Below are 22,728 nucleotides of genomic sequence, written 5' to 3' on the forward strand. Positions count from 1 at the left end.
AACCGATGGGGTTAAGTTCATCGGCAGGAGTTGGCAAGCCTTTGCAATAAGTTATCGTATTCATAGATATTCGTTACCCGATATCTTACAAATTCTGTCAACAATATCGATAATACGATGACCACCAGCGATACTATAAGATTGTATTTTACCATAGAGAGAGCATCGGTGCAAAGTGCAAGACCATCACACAAAGTCGAGTAGATGCTTCTTGGGGGGGTAAACTAGACATTGCCTGATTATATCACATAAAATGTCCAGTTATGTCACCAATTGTCTAGATATTTACGGACTGTTAGTTAACCCTGACAATCATAGTCCTGGACACAGTGGGAACGATAGCGATCCGGATCTAAGCTGTCGGAGACATCATATAGACGCAACCGCAACGTTTCTCCTCCTTGGCGCTTTAAGGCTTGAATCTGATTCGGAACCAATTCCCAGTAAGCATAGGCATTCTTACCACTGTAAGGCACTAAGAATAGGCGACTGTGAGAGGAACTAGGGGAATGGGAAAGCCAGGTTCCTTCACCATGACCTATGCCTCCTGGCAGGACATTGCCCGTCCCCAAAATCGGCGTCACCCGCACAGTTTCCGATCGCGTCAACGGTAACCAGTAGCCTTCGCGGGTCAAGTAACCCAGTTCCACTAAATAATCCCGGTTCTCTGCGGGTAAGGATAAGAGTAAATAGTTTTGCTCCCCCTGACATCCAAACTGTTGTAGCATCGGGGGCTGATCCCGTTCTGGGTTGGGACTATCGGTGACATCATACAGACGCAACATCAGCTTTTCTCCCCCTAAACGCTGGAGAGATTGGGGTGGTTTCGGCAACAGCCTCATCAACCGCCTGCTCATTGGAGGGATCTAAAGCATAGCCGATAAAGGCTTCTACCGCAGGCGTAGCCGGTTCCTTATAGACATAAGACAGGGATTGGGAAAAAGGATAGCGTTCATCATCGGGAAAGACTTGATGCATGGGGATGATTTTCACATCCTGACGATCAAAAACTTGATCCGCGATCGCATACCCAATTCCGCCGGCGTTTTTCCCCAGTTCTTCAATTACGGCTTCGGTACTATCTCGATCCACCCGAGTGGTATTGGCTCCGGTTCTAAAGGGTGCCGCTTTAAACACATCGTACCGTTGAAACGCCTGCCGCGTATCACTATAGTCCGGGCGATCAATTAGTTGAATCGGTCCAGGTGCACCCCCCAATTCTGACCAATCAGTAATTTCACCATGGAAGCTCAAGCCGTATAAACTATTTTTTTCAGGGTTATGCAATGTCGAGAAATACTAAAAAAATCATGATATCTCATGATCGCTTTTTAATCTAGCTAGTTTATAAAAATTTATATTGCTTTAGACTCAACAAGAGCAAATGGATAAGTTTTGAATTGACTCCTAGCTCAGTTCCAAAACCGAGGCATTCTCTCACCACGGGCTGAGTTACCCATGAATCCACCCGCTGATTGAACTGTTATCGTTACTGGTGAAGAAGTCATTTAAATTAATTAGGGCTTGATCCAACCGTCAAAGAATGTTCGTAGTCGGCACGAAGCGTGCCAGAAACGCCAGAAGCGCTTTAGCGCTTACTACAAACTAATGAACATATTCACCATAGGCAAACCCCCTTGCTTGTATTGTTTCCCCTTGCAGTACGAGAGTCACGTCCACCGCACCCGTCACTTCTTCAATAAAGGTATATTGGCGACTTTGATTATCGGGTACAATTAACTCACTGGTGGCGTCAAATACCATGGTTAATGACAATTGATCCTGATCATCTGCCGCTTGTACCTGTAACTGTCGAGGCATACTCACCGTGCGATCGCCAAAGAGTGACGCCATAATTCCGGGTAGACGTAACGGTAAACTGGCAGTGGCAGACCAATCCCAATCAATCTGTAACGTGGAACCCAAAAATACCTTCCGCAAGCGAGTGCCGGAATAGATAAAAATATAGGGTAAGCCACTAATAGAATGGTTTTTATTCGTGCGTTTATCTAACACGAGTGTGAAGGATCTGCCTTTCTTGTCTGTAACATAAGCGACGAACCATTCCCAACCAATATCCTCACCCCAGCAAAACCGACCAAAATTGCGATCGTGATAGCAAAACCAGTCGTGATCAATGGCAAAGGATCGCCCACAAACAGATACGTCTCCCGAAACTTTTAATCCTGGAATTAACCCCCAACCAATAAAGCCGCTACCGAATGGCGCATCCTCGGTTACTAATAGGGGCATGGCTTCAGCTTGTCCTTGAACGTTGAGGGAAAGCTGCGCCCTCTCATCGTGAACTCGAACTGATGAGTTCATACCATTGATTTCTAAATTAATCCCCCTCCCTTGCAGGCGTAAGGGATGACGACATACCATGTCTGGTTGCCAGTCTAAGCTGAACGTTGTGCCAAAGGTTGCCACTGAGGTGTCAGATTCAAGTTCTTTTGGAATTTCGGTAGAGGGCAAATTGACAATAAAGCTGACTTGCATCTGCCCCTGTTCCGGTTTGCCGATGAGGGTAGCATTGACGAGTAGCCGGATTCCCGTTTTTAGATCGAGCAAAATAAAGTGATACCAGTCCTTCCAATCCAAGGGTAAGCCAGGATCTTCAAGGGGAATGCGTAGGGCTTCGACACGGTTAAGCAGGAGTTGTTCGTTGACATTCATCGTCCCAAAGAACCTCCTTCATTGAGAACATCGTCGAAAACGACTGGGGAAACAGGGGTGGGAGTGAGAGGGGGTGGGGCAAGATTTGCGATCGCCTTTACATATCTCGCCATCTTCGGGGACACCTGAATCAGTCCAAAGAGAATACCCACAAACCAGCGCTGGGCATCCATTCCCAGTTCCGTGACGAAGGCTTTTGTTGCCGCATTGGATACGGAGACAGGGTTGTCCATACCCTTAAGGTTTAAGGGATTCGAGACTAATGTCCACAGCCATTTTTCCCCAACATGAAGTAACCCACCTTGCCCCATCTGCACACCGACAGAGGAATGATACGCCGCCGCCGCCGATTGACTGATAACCAGCCAACGGGGGGCTTGTGCTGAAGCAAAGGCGAGGACGCCATTTTTGAAGAAACGGGTACGGCTGAGTTGATTGAGTAATTGGCAACCGGATTCAGTGCGGCTATAGGTATCACCCTGTTGTGCCAGCAGGATGAGTAGTTCCACAACCAACCAACGCCCCGGAAGCGCATCAAGTCCGGGTAATCCTGTGGTTAAACTGTAGCTGGCTTGGGCGGCAATTGTATGATCAACAATAGGTATTGATTCGTGAGTTGCGATCGCGCGTAAACTATCCTCTATTCTAGGTGACACCTGGGCAAGTCCCAAAATCAGTCCCGCCAACCACTCTTCGGCGTTTTGAGTGTTGAGTATTGACCCTTCACTTCGCTGATATGGAACCGGGTTTGTAGGGGCGGGTTTAGGGACTTTCTTGTCGCTATTGATAGTAACGTTTGAGCAAAACCCGCCCTTATTCAATTCTGAGTTAACTTCCCTATCTCCCCCATCTCCGATTTCAATATCAGTTTCGGCTAAATCCCACAACCACTCTTCCCATACCGAAAGCAGATGGCGTTGTCCAATTTGGGCGGCGAGGAGAGTATTCGCCATGGATAAACTACTCGATATCCAAGCCGGAACTTGGGCAGAGGAAAAGGCATAAACGCCATTTTTAAAGAACTGGGTGCGACTCAGTTGGGTAAGGAGTTCATTCCCTTGGGGCGTCTGGGCATAATTGGTTCCATGTTGGCACAGCCGTGTTAGCAGTTCTGCGATCAACCAACGGGCAGGAATTTTATCCAAATCGATTAACCCCGACATGAGACCAAAGATTCCGGCTGTGGTTGGTTCAGCCGTTCCTAAGTAGTTTTCCTTGCTGTCTCTCGGCGGCGGAAAGGTGACCATTAAGGGATGGATTACGGGAGTGCTGTTGCTGTTTTCTGTGGTTTCTAAGATTTCCACTTGGATGGGGATGGCGTCTTCTCGCCAACCTGGAAATCTTAACCAAGTTGTCAGGCTTGTTCCTGTCGGCAAATATTCAGGAATTGGAACAGTTAACTGACAGGTCAACTCATACTCTGGAAACAAATAAACATAAGTGGGCTCTAAACGACTAACGATTGGCAAAATATTGCCATCATTGAGAACCCAATCATCTAGAGTCGGACGAAAAAGTACGGCTTCATCAAGATGATTCCGGAGCAATAGCTGTAAAACCAAGTCTGTACCGGAATGGATTTTTAACGTTATTTGGGGCAGGGCAAGGGTTGTTTCTAAGCGCTGACTCATTTAACACCTAGTCGGATCGGCGTTTTACTCCGTCCATTTTAATCCTTATCTTATGTTTATAAGCTCTTTTGCTTACAAATTTTCGTTAAGTTAAATGACGTTGACGTAACCTAGGTTAATCATCGCACTTTAGTTCCATGATTGATTGTTTCACTGACTACAAAATTTATTCAGCAACACCCAAATGATAGAGACGCGCCATGGCACGTCTCTACATTAATCAGGAGTCAAAAGATGATTTAATCCAGAACCATCCAATCTACTGTGATACAACCGTTGTTATCCCAATACCACCCTGGCTCATCATTCATTTTAAAGATTACAGTTTGACCCGCTTTGAGGCTGAGAGTCTTCGCACTGCTGATTTCTTCAATCACTTCACCACTTCGTTTATCCACAGCAACCAGTGCATAAGGAGTATTGTTAGTATAAGTAACATGACTCAGCAGATAGGCTCCTGGCTTTCCGGCGGCGGTAATCTCTAATCCGTCTTTCACTGACCAGATACCAGAAGGGGTGACTTTAATTTTTGCCTCGGTATCCATTGGATTCTTGAATTCTACCCCTTCTTCCGAACTAGCATGGACTTGCAATTGACCGGAGGGGAGTAATTTTTTCTCAAATGCTTTATAGGTGACATTATTTTGGGAGAAGTTATAGAACGCAATCCGTCCTTCACTAAAATCACCGTCAATATCAATTTCCAAGCTGCCATTAACCGAGACTTGCAGATTGGTTTTTGTATAAACAAAGTCAAAGGTATTTTCGACATTTTTTTGCCATCCCTTGTTGCCCAGGGTTTTTCCACGCGCCAGTTCAGTCACCTTACCTGTATGACCCCAGAATTCAGCTTGATCTTTAGGAACTCCATTGATTAAGGATACCGCTAATCCGGTTTTGGCAAGTTCTCCCCACCGTTTCTGTTGACCTTTCCTCCAATCGACGAGCAGATATTTAGCTGAACTATTGGTGGTGTCTCCAGGGTGGAATCCTAGAGCAAACCCAATAAAATCATCATCACCTGTATTGCCAACGCTTATTTTGCCGGAGACTTTGGTATTAAAAACGTTAAATGGACTGTAAAATAGCGTGGGCTTGCCATTCTTTTTCTGGATTACTTCTTGTCCATTTCGGGATATATCCCATTTGCCTGCACCTTTTTCATAAGATTCTTCTTGCCATTCGTTGAGATCGACAGTTTCGACTTTAATGTGAGCCATTTTCACTCCTTATTATTTATATTTGTTCGTTGAATTGTAACCGGAACTTTGGGCTGCGATCTGACCGTTTTTGTTGGGGGATCTATTGACATCATTTCCCTGACTGGCATTGGAGGTGAATGATGTCATACTATCCTCTCTGGGGTCAGACTCATCCCCTTGTGACTCGTTACTTATTTCGATAAATTACATAATTAATCAACTCCTTAAGAAATCGACGGTCATGAACCGGGGAGACCCATTGTTCTCCAGGTCGCAGAGGGGTTTCCGGGAACAAGAACTCCAAGGAATCAAAGATTTTAGCTGCTTTTTGGGCGAGCGATCGCGCCACATCCCAGCCGTGTTCAATGCTGCCGCACCGCTGCATTTGCTCCATAATAAAAGCAACATGATCAGGATGTTTTTGGGCGCGGGGTAGAGCGAGAATTTCCCGCATTTTATCACATTCCTGTTTGCTGTGGGCTAAAACATGGTTCAGCATCAATGTCCGTTTCCCTTCATAGATATCACCACCAATCTCTTTGCCATAGGATTCCATTTCACCCTGTAAATTTAACAGATCATCTTGGATTTGAAAGGCGATCCCTAAAATCATGCCAAACCGGGTTAATCCGGCTAAAGGTTCGACTAAATCCTCAACACTTGAGGCGGGATGTCCGACAATTAGACCAATTCTACAGGGTGTAATAAATGAATACCAGCAGGTCTTTTTCACACACATTGTAAAATAATCTTGGTCACTCAGATGGGATGGATTCGTCGCCACCCAGTCCAATTCCATTGCCTGTCCTTCAACAGATTGCCGCGCCATAAACTCAATTTCATGTAATATATTCAGTGCCTTAGATACACCCAGCACTGACAAATTTTCCAGCAGCAATCCTACCGCTAAAACATTCGTCGCATCCCCGACATTAATCGCCCTAGGAATGCCAATCATTTGGTGTAATGTTCCCTTTCCGCGTCTGGACTCGGACTCATCTTCAATGTCATCGTGAATTAAGAACGCATTGTGATACAATTCTAATGCGGCGGCGGCAGTTAATGCCGAATGTCCCATTCCTCCCACAGCCCGGGCGACACTCATACAAATCGTTGGTCGCAGCATTTTTCCGACTCGAAACGGATAATCACTTAAGAGATCATAGAGGGGAGTATAAGCACCGGAAACTTGGCGCTGGGTTTGAATAAATTCCTCAATTTTGGCAAAAATGGCGTCTCGTGAACCCTGTAAGGCTTCGTTGATAATGGTTTGGTTAAACTTAGAGGATTCTTGGGCGATAAGTTGCTCATTTGCTTCCTGCACCGCTTGTAATTGGGCGAGATCCGATAAGGTTGTAGAAATTGCCTGACGACTTCCTGAGTCAATATCGGATACTGTTGGCGGTGAAGATTGCGGGATAGGAGGTTGAGGTGGTAGAACCTGTCGTGGCGAACCTTTTAGCCGAAAGCGCGGGAATTGTTTTTTGTCATATAATAACAGACTGAAGAAGGTGAAAAATACGAGAAATAAGAATAGTCCTAGCATTAATTTTTTTCCTTAAGACTGTCGGTTCACGAATAGGAGGTAGGCGTAAAAAGCCGTCATATATTTGTGCGGGAAAATGAGGATGGCAGATTTCGGAATCCTTGAGGTAACGAGTATTAATTATATGCCTTAGTCTCGACTAAATAAAATAGTCCCGATGATAACGATAACGACAAGAGCCAGCAAAATGGCGTGATCACAGAGATTTAGGCTGGCGTCATCTTTAGCCGCGATCGCAACCACCCGACCTTGGGGTAAGCGTGTCTATCCAGTGGGCAAAGGCATCAGCGTTAGCCGGATCAGCATATAGATCAAAAGATTGACTCTGAAGTTGACGCCCATTGGACTGATCAAAAACGACAACATTTAAACCGCGCTGATATCCTCCCGCCAAAGGAATGAGTGCCCCATTACAGGTAACTTTAGCCATGTTACAGTTACCGTGATCATAACCTGCTGAGGACACCTTCACTGTTGTTGTGACTCCGTTTCTGGAGGCGTTGACGTTTGTCGTGTTCATAGACTTACTAAACTGTTGACAGATGACGAATGATCAATGACTTATGACGAATGATCAATGACTTATAAACGTATTGTTTTAACAGCCTACGGCTCTTATGGCGATATTCATCCCTATATGGCGATCGCGCTGGAGTTGCAAGCACGAGGACATCACGCTGTTATTGCCACAAGTGAGCTTTATCGTTACAAGATTGAAGCCGAGGGGATTGAGTTTTCTCCGGTTCGATACGATAGTCCGATTGATATGCAGCAGGATGGCGAGTTTATCGGAATGCTCTCAGAGTTGCGCCGGGAAAGTGAATACACAATCTGTTATCTATTAATGCCCCATCTCAGGGCGACGTACAATGCTTTAGTTGATGCGGTACGTGGTGCGGATCTACTGCTCACTCACCACTTAACCTTTGTCGGCTCATTGGTTGCTGCAAAAACGGGGATTCCTTGGGTGTCAACGGTTCTCTCTCCGATCCTATTTATGTCGGCTTATGATTCCCAAACCCTTTCAACCACAACTATCTCCCCTTATGAACAAGCGTTAGCCGTTGTCGCCAATGATTCCCGCCTGCGCCAATTTCGTTGGCAAACCCGTTTATGGAGTGCGCCAGTGCGCCAATTGCGTCGGGAATTGGGTTTACCACCGGGCGATGATCCAGTGTTTGAAGGTCAACATTCGCCGGATTTGGTACTGGCGCTATTTTCTCAGGTTCTAGCATCGCCGCAACCGGATTGGCATTCCCAAACTCAGGTTACAGGGTTTCCCTTTTACGATCGCGCAAAACAGGAGGATTTATCTGATCAACTAGCCCGGTTTCTCGATGCTGGCTCTCCACCCATTGTATTTACCTTGGGTTCCTTAATGGTGTGGACTCCAGGGAATTTCTATTTAGAAGGTGCGATCGCAGCTCAACAGTTAGGATACCGTGCTGTTTTACTTGTGGGCAAGGGAGTCCCCAATCTACCGTTAGAACAGTTACCTAAAGGGGTGATTGTCCTTGACTATGCACCGCACTCCGAAATCTTCCCCCATGCGGCGGCGATTGTGCATCATGGGGGAGTTGGGACAACCGGACAAGCCTTGCGTGCTGGGCGTCCCATGTTGGTGATACCTTATGCTCATGATCAGCCGGATAATGCGATGCGGTTAGTACGTTTAGGGGTGGCGCGTACCCTGGCTCGACATGAGTATAGTGCGAATACGGTGGCGGCTGAACTCAAGCAATTATTATTTGAGCCTAGGTATGGGATCAAAGCGGCGGAGGTGGGAAAGCTTGTGCACCAAGAAGATGGGGTAGCGGTAGCAAGTGATGCGATCGAAGGTTATCTGAGATCTAAAGGTTAGGCAATATACAATAGCTTAGGGGACTAATATATAAAAAACGAATGGCTCGTACCCCAAAATTAACCTTTAACCGGGGAACTCTACTCTTACATCCACCCCCACGGGGTAAGGCGTGGGTGGATTATGCAACGTGGGATGATCGGGTGGAGAAGTTTCGGATTCCGGGAATGCACTACCGCCCCTTGGTGGAAGTGCTGCAAGCTGAAGGGGTGGATTTTATTGATGATGCGAGGGAATTCATACCCTTGGAGTTGGTATCCAGCTTTGAGATGGAACCTTATCCCCATCAACAGGAAGCCTTATTAGCCTGGAAATTAGCGGGGCGCCGAGGGGTGGTGGTGTTACCCACAGCCGCCGGAAAAACCTATCTCGCCCAACTCGCGATGCAAGCTACCCCTCGCAGTACATTAATTGTGGTGCCAACGTTAGATTTGATGCATCAATGGTACGCGCAGTTAGAAGCGGCGTTTCCGGATGTAGAGGTGGGATTACTGGGGGGAGGTTCGCGCGATCGCACGCCAATCCTGATCGCCACTTATGATAGTGCCACAATTCACGCTGAGTCCCTAGGAAATCAGTATGGGTTGTTAATTTTTGATGAATGTCACCACCTACCCACCGACTTTTATCGATCCATAGCCGAATACGCGATCGCACCCTACCGATTAGGACTCACTGCTACCCCTGATCGTACTGATGGGCGTCATCATGACCTAGATGGCTTAATTGGTCAACAGGTCTATCGCAAAAGCCCTGATGACCTAGCCGGGTTAGCCTTGGCTGAACATAAGGTGGTGCAGATTAAAGTCAAACTATCACACCAGGAGCGCGATCGCTACGATGCCTGTCTCAAACTACGTAATGATTTTTTAAGAGAGTCGAATATTTACCTAAGTAGTTTAGACGGATGGCAACGGTTTGTGCAAGCCAGTGCCGGTTCTCAAAAAGGGCGTCGCGCCATGTTAGCACATCGTGAATCTAAGGAAATCGCTTTAGGAACGGAAGGGAAATTACGAGTATTAGCCGATTTAGTCGCCAAACATTATCCGGAACGTATCTTGGTGTTCACGAATGATAATGCTACCGTTTATCGGATCTCCCAAGAATTGCTGATTCCCGCCATTACTCACCATACCCCGGTTAAAGAACGCCATGAAATTCTCCAACGGTTTCGCGAAGGAGACTATAAAATCTTGACCGCATCCCATGTTTTAAATGAAGGGGTTGATGTTCCTGATGCACGAGTCGCGATTATTTTATCGGGTACGGGTTCAGAACGGGAATATGTACAGCGATTAGGGCGAGTGTTACGCAAGGGAACTGATCAGAATAAGTCGGCGATATTGTATGAAGTGGTTGCGGAAAATACCAGTGAAGAAGGAACATCTCAACGGCGGCGCGGTTCAACTGGGAAAGCCAAAACCAAAGCCAAAGACAAACCCCAGAAAGTGGAGAAGCCAAAGCATCGACAATTAGAAATTTTACCCTCTCAACCCTACGAAATAAAACCACCTCAATCACCGAGAGCAGCCGAGAAACCTGGTAAATATGACGTATGATCTTAAGTTGAACTCACTGATCCAAGCGAGGTTCGTAGTAAGCACTTTAGTGCTTTAAAATAAAGTAGTTTAAGCCAAAACTTCCCTCTGCAAAAAAAAATTATCAAAACCAGATATGCAATAACTAATGATTGCGTTGACTAAATTTATGATAAAACTCATTAAACTGGCTTTAGCCATCAGTCTGGTGTTTCCAGTCTTTTATTTAAGAACACCTTTTCTGGCAAGTGTAAGGGGTTGGGCATTTGGTTTTATCTTTATCCTTAGTTTAGGATTAATCATTGCGGAAATTTCCGGCTGGAAGAAAAATTCAAGCCAGAAACAAGTTATTCTCAGCGTTTTGATTTTAGCGATCGCGTCATTCAGTTTTTCCTTGGCGGTGACGAAGGAAGTTAAGTTCCAGTTAACCAAACAAGCGATTCTCAAGCGAGAACCGAGCCAATTGGAAACACTAGGTCAGCACTTTATCGTGGGTTATCGCAATTTTGAGGAGGTCAAAATCCTCGTCGAAAAAGGCGCGATCGCTGGTGTGTTTATCACGAAACGGAATATCCAGAATAAAACTCAAAACGAAATCCATCAAGAAATTCAATCGTTACAAGAAATTCGCATCAGTCAGGGGTTATCGCCGTTGTGGATAGCCACAGATCAAGAAGGCGGTATCGTCTCTCGATTATCTCCGCCTTTAACTCAATTGCCTCCCTTATCGTCGATTATTAAGGACGAAAAAACTATTGACCGCGCCAAAGATGATGTTATCGATTATGCCAGTATCCAGGGTAAAGAATTGTCTGAGATTGGGATTAATTTAAACTTTGCCCCAGTCGTGGATTTAAATCAGGGAATTATCAGTCCCGATGATAAATATTCTAAAATTTACCTGAGAGCCATATCTGCCGATCAAGACGTTGTCGCTAAGGTGGCATTATGGTATTGCCAAACCCTAGCCAACTATGGCGTAACTTGTACAATTAAGCATTTCCCTGGATTGGGACGACTGGATACTGATACCCATATTGACCATGCTCAATTGAAGACTTCGGTAGAGGAATTAACCCAAGCAGACTGGGTGCCGTTTCGGGAAGTCATGAGCAAAACAAACGCCTTTACGATGTTGGGACATGCCCAATTGATGTCCGTTGATCCTGATCATCCTGTATCCTTTTCTACAAAAGTTGTGAGCGAAATTATTAGAAATAAGTGGAACCATGATGGCATTCTAATTACAGACGATTTTAGTATGCAGGCTGTCTATGGCAGTCAAGATGGATTAGCTAATGCTACGGTAAAAGCTGTGAATGCTGGAGTTGATTTAATTTTAATTGCTTACGACACCGATTTGTATTACAACGCGATGAAGGGCTTACTTGCGGCTGAATCGGTTAATCGTTTGGATATTACCGTTCTGAAAAAGAGTAATGCCAGACTCAAGCAAGCTATGAGGAAATTATCAATGGATAATTAATAATTGATAATTGATAATTGACAATTGATTAATTGGGTCTAAAAGCTCTTCGTTTACGAAGAAATTAAAAAAGATTTCCCTTAATTTCAATCCTATTCTTTTAAGGAGAGGTCATTATCCCTTGTTCATTATCCATTGTCAATTTGTGAACATAAATTATCAAGAAATAGGGAACAGGGAAGCGTGAACCCATAAGAAATGGCAAGATTTTCCTGATCGCCTAAAATTATTCCTGAATTGAGAAACATATCAAACCTATCCTTCAGTTGTTCCTCAGCGACAATAAGAACACAGGTTCTGCAAACGCGCTGAGGTTTTTTACGAAAATTGCCATGACACACCTAATTCAGTGGATTAGAATTCTCTGGGCGCAAGGATGGTGTCCAGAAAATAATTTGAATTTCTGAGAAAATAGGGGGAGAGCTGTGGCATAGTTAATATCAGCGACAATTCGTTCTATCGTTAACCTTGATGAACACTCCTGTGCAAGTCCTCGTCACTGGTGCAACTGGACGCACTGGTTCTCTCGTCGTCCAGAAACTACAACAACGTAAAGAGCAGTTTATTGTCCGGGGTTTTGCGCGATCGCGACAGAAGGTTGAGCAATTGTTCGGGACAACAGAGGGTTTCTATTTCGGGGACATCCGAGATCCCGCAACCCTCGCCCCCGCCTTGGTAGATTGTCAAGGGTTAGTTATTCTCACCAGCGCTATACCCCAGCCTAAAGGTATCCCACAGCCGGGACAGCGCCCTGAATTAACCTTTGCTACCGGTGAAATGCCAGAAGCGATTGACTATCAGGGTCAGATTAACCAAATTGATACCGCTTTATCCGCAGGGGTCAATCATATTGTCCTCGTGGGTTCTATGGGTGGAACTGATGAAAATCATCCCCTCAATCGTATTGGTAATGGCAACATTTTGATTTGGAAGCGCAAGGCAGAACAGTATTTAATCGATTCAGGAATCGACTATACTATTATCCGTGCCGGTGGGTTGCAAGATCAGCCGGGAGGGAAACGGGAACTATTGGTGGGTAAAAATGATACGATGTTGAAAAATCCGCCCAATGGAATACCTACATCCATTCCCCGTGAAGATGTGGCTGAAGTTGTAGTACAGGCTTTGTTAGAACCGAATGCTCGTAACAAAACCTTTGATGTGATTTCTCAACCCGAAGATGCTTCTGGTGCAGTGATTACCAAAGATTTTGCCGCACTTTTTGCTCAAACAACACCGGGTTTCTAATCCGATATCAACACCAATGGGATGCCCATGTAGATGATGAAAATAGGGATTGTGTTACAGTTACCTATTTAAGCAATAAAAAATGGCAATGAGTAATACCGCCCCATCAGAGTCTCCAGTTCCACCAACACCACCCCAACCTGAAAAACTTAATCTTGCCACGAAAATGGCTTACGGGGCGGGTGATATGGGGGCGGGGATTACAGCTACCCTGTTAGCGTTCTCCTTACTGATTTTCCTCACCAATGTGGCTGGATTAAGTCCAGGGTTAGCCAGTACGGTTCTGTTAATCGGCAAAATCTGGGATGCTATTAATGATCCCATTGTTGGAGTATTAAGCGATCGCACTCGGTTCCGTTGGGGGCGACGCCATACCTGGATGATTCTATCCGGGATTCCCTTTGGTGTGTTCTTTTTCCTGCAATGGGTTGTACCCCCTATCAATCAGTCGGCGCTGTTCTGGTACTACGTGATTGTCAGTATTTTATTCAACATGGCGTTTACAGGCGTCAATTTGCCCTATACCGCGCTGACGCCAGAATTGACCCAAGATTACAACGAACGCACCACCTTGAATAGTTTTCGCTTTGCCTTCTCTATTGGCGGGAGTATTCTTTCCCTAGCATTGGGTCAATTTATCTTTCAAGCTATTCCCAATGATCAAGAACAATATTTAGTCTTAGGACTAATCTGTACAGTTCTGTCTGTTCTACCCACCTACTGGTGTGTGTGGGGAACCACAGATCCCACGGCGGCGGGGGAAGTGCGTTTCCATAAAACGGTGGCGGAGAGTAATCAAACGGAAATCCCTTTTTTAGAACAGCTAAAAATTGCCTTTAGGAATCGCCCTTTTCTCTATGTCATTGGGATTTATCTGTTTTCCTGGTTAGCCTTTCAGTTAACAGCGGCGATTATTCCCTATTATTTGGTTAACTGGATGGGTCAAGATTCCTATTTTACCGCCGCCTTAGTGGTTCAATGTGTAGCATTAGTGATGCTGTTTGTCTGGAATTGGGTGAGTCAGCGTGTCGGGAAACGGGCAGTTTATTTTATGGGAATGAGTGCCTGGATTGTCGCCCAAGGCGGACTATTCTTTTTACCACCGGATCAGATAGGTTTAATGTACCTTCTCTTTGTCATGGCAGGGTTTGGTATTGCCATTGCCTATCTCATCCCTTGGTCAATGTTACCCGATGTAATTGAATTGGATGAACTGAATACAGGTCAACGGCGCGAGGGAATTTTCTATTCGTTTATGGTACTCCTGCAAAAGATAGGATTAGCATTGGGGTTGTTTTTCGTGGGACAAGCGCTGGATTTTGCCGGGTTTTTGAGTAGCGAACCGGGTCAACCGATACCCGAACAACCGGCTTCAGCACTGCTAGCGATTCGGTTAGTGGTGGGTCCATTACCCACCGTTTTCCTAATCTGTGGGTTATTTTTGGCATATTTCTATCCCATCACCCGCGAAGTTCATGCAGAAATTCTGTTGAAGCTTCAGGAACGCAAGTTAGGTATTGATACTGATACTTCTGCTGACGAAGGTTTAGAACAGGGGTGATGCTGTGACTCAGAAACATACAATAAAGCCCCCATACAATAAAGCCCCCATGCAATAAAGCCCCCATACAATAAAGCCCCCATACAATAAAGCCCCCATGCAATAAAGCCCCCATACAATAAAGCCCCCATGCAATAAAGCCCCCATGCAATAAAGCCCCCATGCAATAAAGCCCCCCTTTCAAAGGGGGGTTTGGGGGGATGAGAAAGGTTTAGGGGGATAGAAATAAACCTGATCAACAACTTGGTCATGTCTCAATTAAAAAAAGGACGCTATTTTCTACCGTATAATCCTATTCTGGTTGAACGAGCCAAGAAAATGCGACAAAATCCTACCCCAGCCGAGCGTAAACTATGGCAGGAATATTTAAGACAATTTCCGTTAAAAGTATGGCGGCAAAAACCCATCGATAATTTTATCGTTGATTTCTATTGTGCCAAACTGAAGTTGGTTATCGAGGTCGATGGAGATACTCATTTTAGCGAGGAAGCGATAATTTATGACCAAAATCGCACTCATATTTTAGAAGGTTACGGTTTGCAGGTGGTACGTTTTACCAATAATGACGTGATGAATTGTTTTGATGCAGTTTGTGAGTGTATTGGTGGGTTTATCCCCCCTAGCCCCCCTTGGAAATATCCCCCCTAGCCCCCCTTGGAAAGGGGGGAACCAGAAATTAATCAAAGTCCCCCTGCTTTCAAGGGGGGGCTAGGGGGGATGGAGAGGGGCAAATGCGTGAGGGGTTGAGCTTAAGTTGACAGGGGCGCACGGGGCGTGCGCCCCTACAATTCTAATCCACCCAATTAGGTGTGCCACGCCACTACCCGATTAATAATGATTTAGATTAATCCCAGCTTCTTTTGCCATGGCTGCCAATCCTTTCTTCTCCAAGGTCTTAATCGCCTTGGTAGATAGTTTTAACTTAACCCAACGATTGCCTTCTTGCCACCAGACTCGCTTGGATTGCAGATTGGCGTGCTGGAGTTTTTTGGTGCGGCGGTGGGAGTGGGAGATGGCGTAGGCGTTATTTGCCTTTTTCCCAGTGAGTTGACATTTGCGCGACATAGGAATCCTCCAATTATAGTCCGTCCTCTATCATATCGTGAGGGTTACAGGAAGGAGCATGTCCGAGGGCGCACGGATGCGGTTTAGTTCCAAGTGTTATAACCTTACTGAACCTGGAGTTTTCCCAAAGGCATCATCATTTATTGCTCATCAATGCTCTCTGAGGCTGTCCTTTTAGCCAAGAACCAAAGTTCTTGACGGATGCCAAGAAACCTACTGACAACGGTAAAAGATATTAGATAAAACCATGACTGAACCCTTAAAAGATAGAGTTTATAACCAATTATTAGCCTTTGCCCAATATAGTTACGACTTACCCAAAATTCTTGAGTTTGTGGCTCACTATTCCTCTGGAAATAAAAAATCCGGCAAAGTCTTGGATGTAGGCTGTGGCTATGGCAAGAAGCTTAAACCCTTACAAGAGGCAGGCTATGATGTGCTGGGCGTGGATATTAATCCCCAATTAATTGCAGTAAATCGGGCAAAGGGCTTAAACTGTCTCACGGTTGACGAGTTTGCCGGACATGATGAGCAATTTGATCTACTGCTCATGTCTCATATTATCGAGCATTTCCCGCCAGGGGAGTTAAAAAACTTTATGGACTCCTACCTGGATCATTTAAAAATGGGCGGATATCTAATTATTGCCACACCCTTACTCAGTAATCTGTTTTATGAAGATTTTGATCATGTCAAACCCTACTATCCCCAGGGTATTCTCATGGTATTTGGCGATCGCTATGATGATCAAGTGCAATATACCTCCCGCAATAAGTTACGCCTACTAGACTTATGGTTACGCCGTCGCCCCTATATTCCCCAATTCCATAAGGGGCGATATATGAGTCGAGGCACTTGGCAAAATAAAGTATTTCTGGTTTTGGTTGTGGCTCTAATTCTCCTGTATCGTCTCTCCTTTCGATTCATCGGTCAAACCGATGGTTGGGTGGGAGTCTTTCAAAAAGTTAAACCGATCAGTAAATAGGATGAGGCGATCATGCTCTTTAATTCCTATATTTTCATCTTCGCATTTTTGCCGATTACCCTGGTTCTCTTCTTTGGATTGGCGAAATTGCGCCTACTCCGACTGGCAACCATCTGGTTAGCGATCGCGTCTTTATGCTTCTATGGGTATTGGAATATTGCCTATCTCCCCCTATTGCTACTGTCCATCCTGGGCAATTATAGCATTGGTCGCCAGATCGAACGCACCAAACCACAGACCCCAAGGGCGAAAGGCTTACTCTGGCTTGGCATTGCCTTTAACTTGGGAATTATTGGCTACTACAAATATGCCACATTTTTTGTCAGTTCCCTAAACAGTATCCTGGGCATTGAGTTGACTGTGCCTAAAATTATTTTACCTCTAGCCATCTCCTTTTACAGCTTCACCCAAATTGCCTATATCGTTGATGCCTATCGGGGAGAAACCAAGGCATACCGATACAATCTTATCTCATACAGTTTATTTATCTCCTTCTTTCCCCAACTCATCGCCGGTCCAATTTTACGCTATGACGAACTCCTGCCCCAATTGCGTCGATTACGCCATTTTCTCTGGAATCCGAAAAACATGTCTTTAGGCTTAACCCTATTTACATTGGGCTTATTCAAGAAAGTCGCGATCGCGGATAACCTCTCCCCTTGGGTGAGTCCAATTTTTACCCATGCTGACTCAGTTACCTTTTTAGAAGCCTGGGTTGGCGCATTAAGTTATACCTTTCAACTCTATTTTGATTTTTCTGGCTATTCCGATATGGCAATTGGTTTAGGCTGGATGTTAAATATCCACCTACCCATTAACTTTAACTCTCCCTACAAAGCCACGTCTATTACGGATTTCTGGCGACGTTGGCATATTACCCTATCTAACTTTTTGCGAGACTATCTTTACATCCCCCTGGGTGGAAACCGTAAAGGACCTCGGCGCCAATCTATTAATTTATTAATTACCATGTTACTAGGGGGGTTGTGGCATGGGGCGGGATGGACGTTTGTGGTTTGGGGTGGACTGCACGGACTCTTTTTAATAATTAACCGTTTTTGGCAACAGCTTCAGATTTCTATCCCCAAATTCCTAGGATGGCTAATCACCTTTGTTGCCGTTGTTGCCAGTTGGGTACTGTTTCGCTCCCCAACTTTAGGAGAAGGAATCGCAATTTTACAAGCCATGGTAGGAATTAAACCGATGGTTTTACCCACCGCATATCAACCGATTCTCGGCTGGTTAACCCCACTGGGGGTAGAGTTTAAGGGGTGGCTAGAGTTCCCCTATCTTCCCCCTCTTGGTGGGCAAAAAAGTTTCCTTATCTTAGTCTTTTTACTCCTTGTCGTCACCCAATGTCCCAACACCCAACAAATTATGGAACAGTTTAAACCAACCTGGTGGGTAGCGGCAATTATAACCAGTCTTGCTGTTTTCTGTTTACTGTCTCTCAACCAGGTGAGTGAGTTTCTCTACTTCCAATTTTAATTCCCCCGAACTATGAAACGTTACTCTCACTATTTGGGATGGCTGCTAACATTCTTCCTGTGCCAATTTTTAGGAGTCGTTCTGTTTAATTTAGCCATCAATCCTTATGGCGCGATCGCGATGCCAAAAATTGCTGGATTCAACCAAGTCAAACCCGAACAACGAAACCATGTGAGGCGGTTTAAAGCCATTGAAATAACCCGCCAGAAACCGACAATTATTTTATTAGGCTCATCTCGAACTGAAGTGGGGTTGAATCCCAACCATGTTGCCATTCCCACCCCCTCCTCGACGTATAATTTAGGCATTTCCGGAGCGAATATGTATGAGGTGTTTCGCTATTTCCAACACGCCCTGAAAAATCAACCGGATTTAACCCATGTTATCCTTGGGATTGACTTTTTTATGTTTAATCAACAGCGGGAAAACCAAATTGATTTTGATGAAACTCGTCTAGAAAAACAGCAGATTACCCTCTCCGATTTCCTGGATGTGACATTCTCTCTAGACGCTTTGAGTACAAGTTACACCACCTTTTTAGCAAATCGTTCAGACTCTAGCGCTACTCCCTATTACGCCAATGGGATGCGGAATCCTGATTTCTTTATCCAGCATGATTTACCTGAACAATCAATTGTTAAAGGATTTAAATTTAGTCTAAACAAATATTTGCATGACCCAAGCCTTTATCAGGATTATACCTTATCTCGCCACCAATTAAATTACCTCAAACAACTCATTCATCTGTGTCAGGAAAACCAGATCACGATTCAGATATTTATCTCACCCTCCCACGCCACTCAATGGGAAGCCATTCGCAAGGCTGGACTTTGGTCAGTCTTTGAAGATTGGAAACGAGAGGTTGTCAAAATTACACCTGTGTGGGATTTTTCCGGCTACAACAGGATTACCACAGAACCCATTAGTGAAAGGATGATTAATTATTTTGACAACTCCCATTACCGTCAAAATGTGGGAGATTTAGTGCTTAACCGCCTCTTACAATACTCATCAGACATTGTCCCCAAGGATTTTGGAGTTTTGATTACGCCAGAAACCATTGAGTCCCATCTTCATAATATCCGCTCTCACCGGGAAACGTGGGTCAAAACGAATCCCCCGGGTTGGCAATTATTGCAACGTCTCGATGGATATGAAAAATGACCTGCTCATTCCCACCTATGCTGAAATTGATTAATTTCAGCTTCAGTGTAGAATTGATACATCAAGGGATTTCGGTAAATGTTGTCTAAGTAATCCTTGGGAAAACGGATTAATCCTTGAAACTCTTTATAGGCTTGATAGTAATCTTTTTTTTGAGAAACATTGGCAAGCTTAATTTGGATCTGTTTTAAGCCAAAAAAATCACACAAACTTCTCTCTAAACATTGATTAAAGCTCTCAAATTTTACGAGAAGAATTTCTATGTTTTTATCCGGATGCTGAATAACTACATAACCTTTATCTTTCGGGAATTGAACTGCCATAACATCAATACCTAAAACAGCTTTAAGTTCCCGATTAAACCATCGCTTTGCATAATCTACACCCCAAGCGCCCTGATTATCCCAAAAAGTTTCAATGATATCGTCTATACGCAACTGACCTGAAGAAAATCTTTGAGCAAAGTTAGGAAAATATTGCTCGATATTTTGGAAAAAGTCTGATATATTTCTTTGCAAAGGATCTCTGACAATGCTGATGATCTTTAATTTACGATTCAGGATTTGGTCAAGATGATCGCTAATATACGTACTAATGAGGAAGTCTTGATCGATTACAGGACGATTGTTGTAAGCTTTATAAAGTTTTATTGTTCGCCATTTTTTTTGAATCCATTCACGATTTAATGTATGAACTTGGTAAAGCGGTTGCGTAATATTTGCCGATTTTAACGATTGGCAAATTGATGAAGACGCCACCTTGCCCATTTGGTAAACTAATATGATTTCTGGACTGAAAAGATCCGTTTTGAGTTGGCAATGTAACGAATGCCTGAACGTAATATTCTTCAAATAGTAGTAAATTGGCTGAGTTACGCTCGTTTTTCTTAGCAGCGATGCTAAAGGAAAAGCCGTAGACTTCTGGAGAACTAGCATAAGAATCATACACCCTATATTCTAGGGTGGATCTTATCACACGCTGGTTGTTCCCGCTAGTAAATAATCACCTTATTTAATATTTCCTGATTAGCGACTCTCCTGAAGGTTAAAGATTTATGTGTCATTTCTTGTTTTTAAGCGAGGTGTGGATCAAGGGAAAAATCACCACACTCAAGCTGAGAAAGCCGAGAGTAGAGGGTTCAGGAATACTCAACCATTCTTCTGCGAAGCGATCGCCTAACTCCATTAACCCTTGGGAATCAAAGTGAATATTGTCTGGATGCTGGGAAAGATCACTTGTCTCTACTGCAAAGGTTCCTGGAACCTGTTCACTCACCTGAGACTGCGCTTGTCGAATTATATCTCCATACCTAAAAATACCAAATGGCGTCTGTTGAGTTCCGGTTAAAAAAACTTTACCGTAAACAAAGGGTAAATTGGGTTCATGCAAATCCTGGCGCACCTGGGTGATAAAATTAGTCAAGTTTTGCTCATACTGATTTGCCATAATCAAATTGTAAGCATCAGATTCTCCCTGCATCCAGAAAAACCCAGCAATTTCGACATTCACAGAGGCGATGGGAAACTCTGCGATCGCCTGATTCACCCGATCCATCATACTGGAGTAGAGTTCACCACCCGGTTTCCAGTCTACCGCCAAATTTGTACCCCCCTTAGCATATTTCACCAAGGCGACGGTTTCATTTAACTCTTGAGCAATTCTTTGTCCCAGGGTAATTTCTGGTCCAAACCCCACTCCATTAAAGACGCGACTAAAGGGAAACGGTTCTGTGGGAACTCTCAGGGAACCCCAGGTATTATCCGAGTCGTACCACAGTACGTTGTCTTGGGGTTGTAGCCAGCTATCGGGTACATCGTTAATAGTTGAGCGGGAACCCACCATATTTGATTGACCCGCTAGAATAAACAGTTTAATCGATGGAGTAGGATGGCGGCTTGAATTTGTGTTGATCAGAGAAAAGGCTTGTACTCTAGTCACAGAGACTATAAAAATACCGAAAACAAGGCTAACACAATTTTTAAGCATTTTACTATTCATAGAATTGGTGGGAAGATACATCTTGGTTAAGCTCTTGATATAATTGTAAGTAAGTTTGAGCTTGCATTTCCATACTAAATTCTTTCTCAATTTTTTCTCTAGCCCGTTGTGATAACTTATGCCATCGGTCTTCATCCTTGAGTACCCACTGAATCCCTTTAACTAAGTCGTCAACGCTGTAACACTGCGCCCGATAACCATTGTCCTGATGGTCAACAACCTCTTTAAGTCCAGTGGTATCAAAGCAAACAACTGGTGTTCCACAGGCAAGAGACTCAGCCGCTGTCTGCCCAAAAGCCTCTTGAGTGGACGGCACAATCATCACATCAGCTGCTGAATACACCAGAGACAATGTAACATTATCATGAAGCGTTCCTAAGTAAGTAGTTTTCATGCCTAAGTCAGAATTACAGGATGAATGAGATGCGCCAAAAATAACCAATTCTGCGTTTTCTTTAAGTTCACTTTCGGCAATTTTTGGAATTGCTGCGTTTAAATATCTAAATCCTTTTCTCTGATCTCCTGTTGCATTGATTGCTCCAAATAAAATAATTTTTTTATGGCTAGGCAAATTTAAGATACGTCGAGCAATTTCTCGGTCTATTGGCTTAAATTGCAAGGTGTCAATGGCATTATGGATAACTTCGATTCTTCGCCCTTTAAATAAACTACTTTGTCTGGCACAATTAGCTAGCCAATGACTGACAGCGACAATGGTTAAATTCAACGATTGCCAAGCTCGTTTTTTTCGCAACCACAATTTGCGGGACAGATCATTTTCCTGAGTTGAACCTAAGTGAGGACAAGAACCACAACGTTCCTGATAACGAAAACATTCCTCAGAAAAGTGACATCCTCCTGTAAAGGGCCACATATCATGAAGTGTCCAAACTATAGGTTGATCAAATTGGATCAAAATTTCTGGATTTAAAAACCCTTTACAAATCCAATGTAAATTGATAATATCAGGGTTGATTTGCTTGACAAGTGGTACTATGGGTTCTGTGGATATGGCTGGAGAAAAAAGTTCTCGCTTTCTGTTTTTAGAATAGTAAGGCTTCAGTTTTATTTCATCTAAATATAAACGAGTTTCTTTGATAATTTTTTGTGAGTATTTTAAAGGTTGGAGTCCAACAACACTCTGATCATCGCTCCACTTTTCTAAAACTACCATCCTGGAATCAATACCAGCTTGGTTAAATGTCTGATGCGTTAAATAAGCCGCACGGGATGCACCACCTTGTTTATCCCAAGTACTGAGAAGTAAAATTTTCATGAT

General features: G+C 44.2%; 20 protein-coding genes. 9 read left to right on the forward strand and 11 right to left on the reverse strand.

All coding sequences use genetic code 11. The features are described from left to right. Positions 1 to 299: 299 nt before the first annotated feature. From RIM23_RS29480 to RIM23_RS29510, 7 genes are all read right to left on the reverse strand, one after another. Positions 300 to 785, reverse strand: a complete 486-nt coding sequence (locus RIM23_RS29480; RefSeq protein ID WP_446371892.1) for a DUF4912 domain-containing protein — start codon at positions 783 to 785, stop codon at positions 300 to 302. Further along, positions 769 to 1,287, reverse strand: coding sequence for a substrate-binding domain-containing protein (locus tag RIM23_RS29485; protein WP_446371894.1), 519 nt, complete (start codon positions 1,285 to 1,287; stop codon positions 769 to 771). The genes RIM23_RS29480 and RIM23_RS29485 overlap by 17 nt, the downstream gene beginning before the upstream one ends. Before the next feature lie 318 nt (positions 1,288 to 1,605). After that, the gene (locus tag RIM23_RS29490; RefSeq protein WP_446371896.1) at positions 1,606 to 2,676 is read right to left on the reverse strand and encodes a hypothetical protein; all 1,071 of its coding nucleotides are present in this window, start codon (positions 2,674 to 2,676) and stop codon (positions 1,606 to 1,608) included. Beyond that, positions 2,673 to 4,307 (reverse strand): hypothetical protein, encoded by a 1,635-nt coding sequence (locus tag RIM23_RS29495; RefSeq protein WP_446371898.1) that lies wholly within the window; start codon positions 4,305 to 4,307, stop codon positions 2,673 to 2,675. The genes RIM23_RS29490 and RIM23_RS29495 overlap by 4 nt, the downstream gene beginning before the upstream one ends. Before the next feature lie 239 nt (positions 4,308 to 4,546). Then, positions 4,547 to 5,527 carry a hypothetical protein gene (locus RIM23_RS29500; RefSeq protein ID WP_446371900.1) on the reverse strand — a complete coding sequence of 327 codons (981 nt, stop codon included), beginning with the start codon at positions 5,525 to 5,527 and terminating at the stop codon, positions 4,547 to 4,549. Between the two features lie 169 nt (positions 5,528 to 5,696). Beyond that, positions 5,697 to 7,055 carry a polyprenyl synthetase family protein gene (locus tag RIM23_RS29505; RefSeq protein WP_446371902.1) on the reverse strand — a complete coding sequence of 453 codons (1,359 nt, stop codon included), beginning with the start codon at positions 7,053 to 7,055 and terminating at the stop codon, positions 5,697 to 5,699. A gap of 223 nt (positions 7,056 to 7,278) precedes the next feature. Continuing rightward, positions 7,279 to 7,575 (reverse strand): interleukin-like EMT inducer domain-containing protein, encoded by a 297-nt coding sequence (locus RIM23_RS29510; RefSeq protein ID WP_446371904.1) that lies wholly within the window; start codon positions 7,573 to 7,575, stop codon positions 7,279 to 7,281. Positions 7,576 to 7,632: 57 nt separating this feature from the next. Here RIM23_RS29510 and RIM23_RS29515 point away from each other — a divergent pair, with 57 nt between their 5' ends. From RIM23_RS29515 to RIM23_RS29540, 6 genes are all read left to right on the forward strand, one after another. After that, positions 7,633 to 8,916 (forward strand): glycosyltransferase, encoded by a 1,284-nt coding sequence (locus RIM23_RS29515; protein ID WP_446371906.1) that lies wholly within the window; start codon positions 7,633 to 7,635, stop codon positions 8,914 to 8,916. 41 nt (positions 8,917 to 8,957) lie between these two features. Further along, positions 8,958 to 10,475, forward strand: a complete 1,518-nt coding sequence (locus tag RIM23_RS29520; RefSeq protein ID WP_446371908.1) for a DEAD/DEAH box helicase family protein — start codon at positions 8,958 to 8,960, stop codon at positions 10,473 to 10,475. Positions 10,476 to 10,623: 148 nt separating this feature from the next. Next, complete coding sequence (locus RIM23_RS29525) at positions 10,624 to 11,940, forward strand: glycoside hydrolase family 3 N-terminal domain-containing protein (protein WP_446371910.1); 1,317 nt, start codon at positions 10,624 to 10,626, stop codon at positions 11,938 to 11,940. 471 nt (positions 11,941 to 12,411) lie between these two features. Further along, positions 12,412 to 13,188 carry an SDR family oxidoreductase gene (locus RIM23_RS29530; RefSeq protein WP_446371948.1) on the forward strand — a complete coding sequence of 259 codons (777 nt, stop codon included), beginning with the start codon at positions 12,412 to 12,414 and terminating at the stop codon, positions 13,186 to 13,188. An 88-nt stretch (positions 13,189 to 13,276) separates the two neighbouring features. Beyond that, a complete protein-coding gene (locus RIM23_RS29535; RefSeq protein WP_446371950.1) occupies positions 13,277 to 14,749 on the forward strand; it encodes an MFS transporter in 1,473 nt (490 codons plus the stop codon). Positions 14,750 to 14,998: 249 nt separating this feature from the next. After that, positions 14,999 to 15,397 (forward strand): endonuclease domain-containing protein, encoded by a 399-nt coding sequence (locus RIM23_RS29540; RefSeq protein WP_446371912.1) that lies wholly within the window; start codon positions 14,999 to 15,001, stop codon positions 15,395 to 15,397. 180 nt (positions 15,398 to 15,577) lie between these two features. On the opposite strand, the gene rpmB is transcribed toward RIM23_RS29540, so the two are convergent. Continuing rightward, positions 15,578 to 15,814 (reverse strand): 50S ribosomal protein L28, encoded by a 237-nt coding sequence (gene rpmB, locus RIM23_RS29545; protein WP_446371914.1) that lies wholly within the window; start codon positions 15,812 to 15,814, stop codon positions 15,578 to 15,580. Positions 15,815 to 16,061: 247 nt separating this feature from the next. Here rpmB and RIM23_RS29550 point away from each other — a divergent pair, with 247 nt between their 5' ends. The 3 genes from RIM23_RS29550 to RIM23_RS29560 are packed head-to-tail and all read left to right on the forward strand — an operon-like array spanning position 16,062 to position 19,451. Beyond that, the gene (locus tag RIM23_RS29550; protein WP_446371916.1) at positions 16,062 to 16,799 is read left to right on the forward strand and encodes a class I SAM-dependent methyltransferase; all 738 of its coding nucleotides are present in this window, start codon (positions 16,062 to 16,064) and stop codon (positions 16,797 to 16,799) included. Between the two features lie 12 nt (positions 16,800 to 16,811). Then, a complete protein-coding gene (locus RIM23_RS29555) occupies positions 16,812 to 18,287 on the forward strand; it encodes an MBOAT family O-acyltransferase (RefSeq protein ID WP_446371918.1) in 1,476 nt (491 codons plus the stop codon). Positions 18,288 to 18,299: 12 nt separating this feature from the next. Continuing rightward, a complete protein-coding gene (locus tag RIM23_RS29560; RefSeq protein WP_446371920.1) occupies positions 18,300 to 19,451 on the forward strand; it encodes a hypothetical protein in 1,152 nt (383 codons plus the stop codon). 5 nt (positions 19,452 to 19,456) lie between these two features. Here RIM23_RS29560 and RIM23_RS29565 read toward each other — a convergent pair whose 3' ends face one another. The 3 genes from RIM23_RS29565 to RIM23_RS29575 form a co-directional block, all read right to left on the reverse strand. Continuing rightward, positions 19,457 to 20,218, reverse strand: a complete 762-nt coding sequence (locus RIM23_RS29565; RefSeq protein ID WP_446371922.1) for a putative capsular polysaccharide synthesis family protein — start codon at positions 20,216 to 20,218, stop codon at positions 19,457 to 19,459. A 292-nt stretch (positions 20,219 to 20,510) separates the two neighbouring features. Continuing rightward, complete coding sequence (locus RIM23_RS29570; protein WP_446371924.1) at positions 20,511 to 21,389, reverse strand: sialate O-acetylesterase; 879 nt, start codon at positions 21,387 to 21,389, stop codon at positions 20,511 to 20,513. 52 nt (positions 21,390 to 21,441) lie between these two features. Then, positions 21,442 to 22,725 carry a glycosyltransferase family 4 protein gene (locus RIM23_RS29575; protein WP_446371926.1) on the reverse strand — a complete coding sequence of 428 codons (1,284 nt, stop codon included), beginning with the start codon at positions 22,723 to 22,725 and terminating at the stop codon, positions 21,442 to 21,444. Positions 22,726 to 22,728 lie beyond the last annotated feature (3 nt).

It is taken from the genome of Coleofasciculus sp. G3-WIS-01 (assembly GCF_040223135.1).
Classification (GTDB): domain Bacteria; phylum Cyanobacteriota; class Cyanobacteriia; order Cyanobacteriales; family Coleofasciculaceae; genus Coleofasciculus.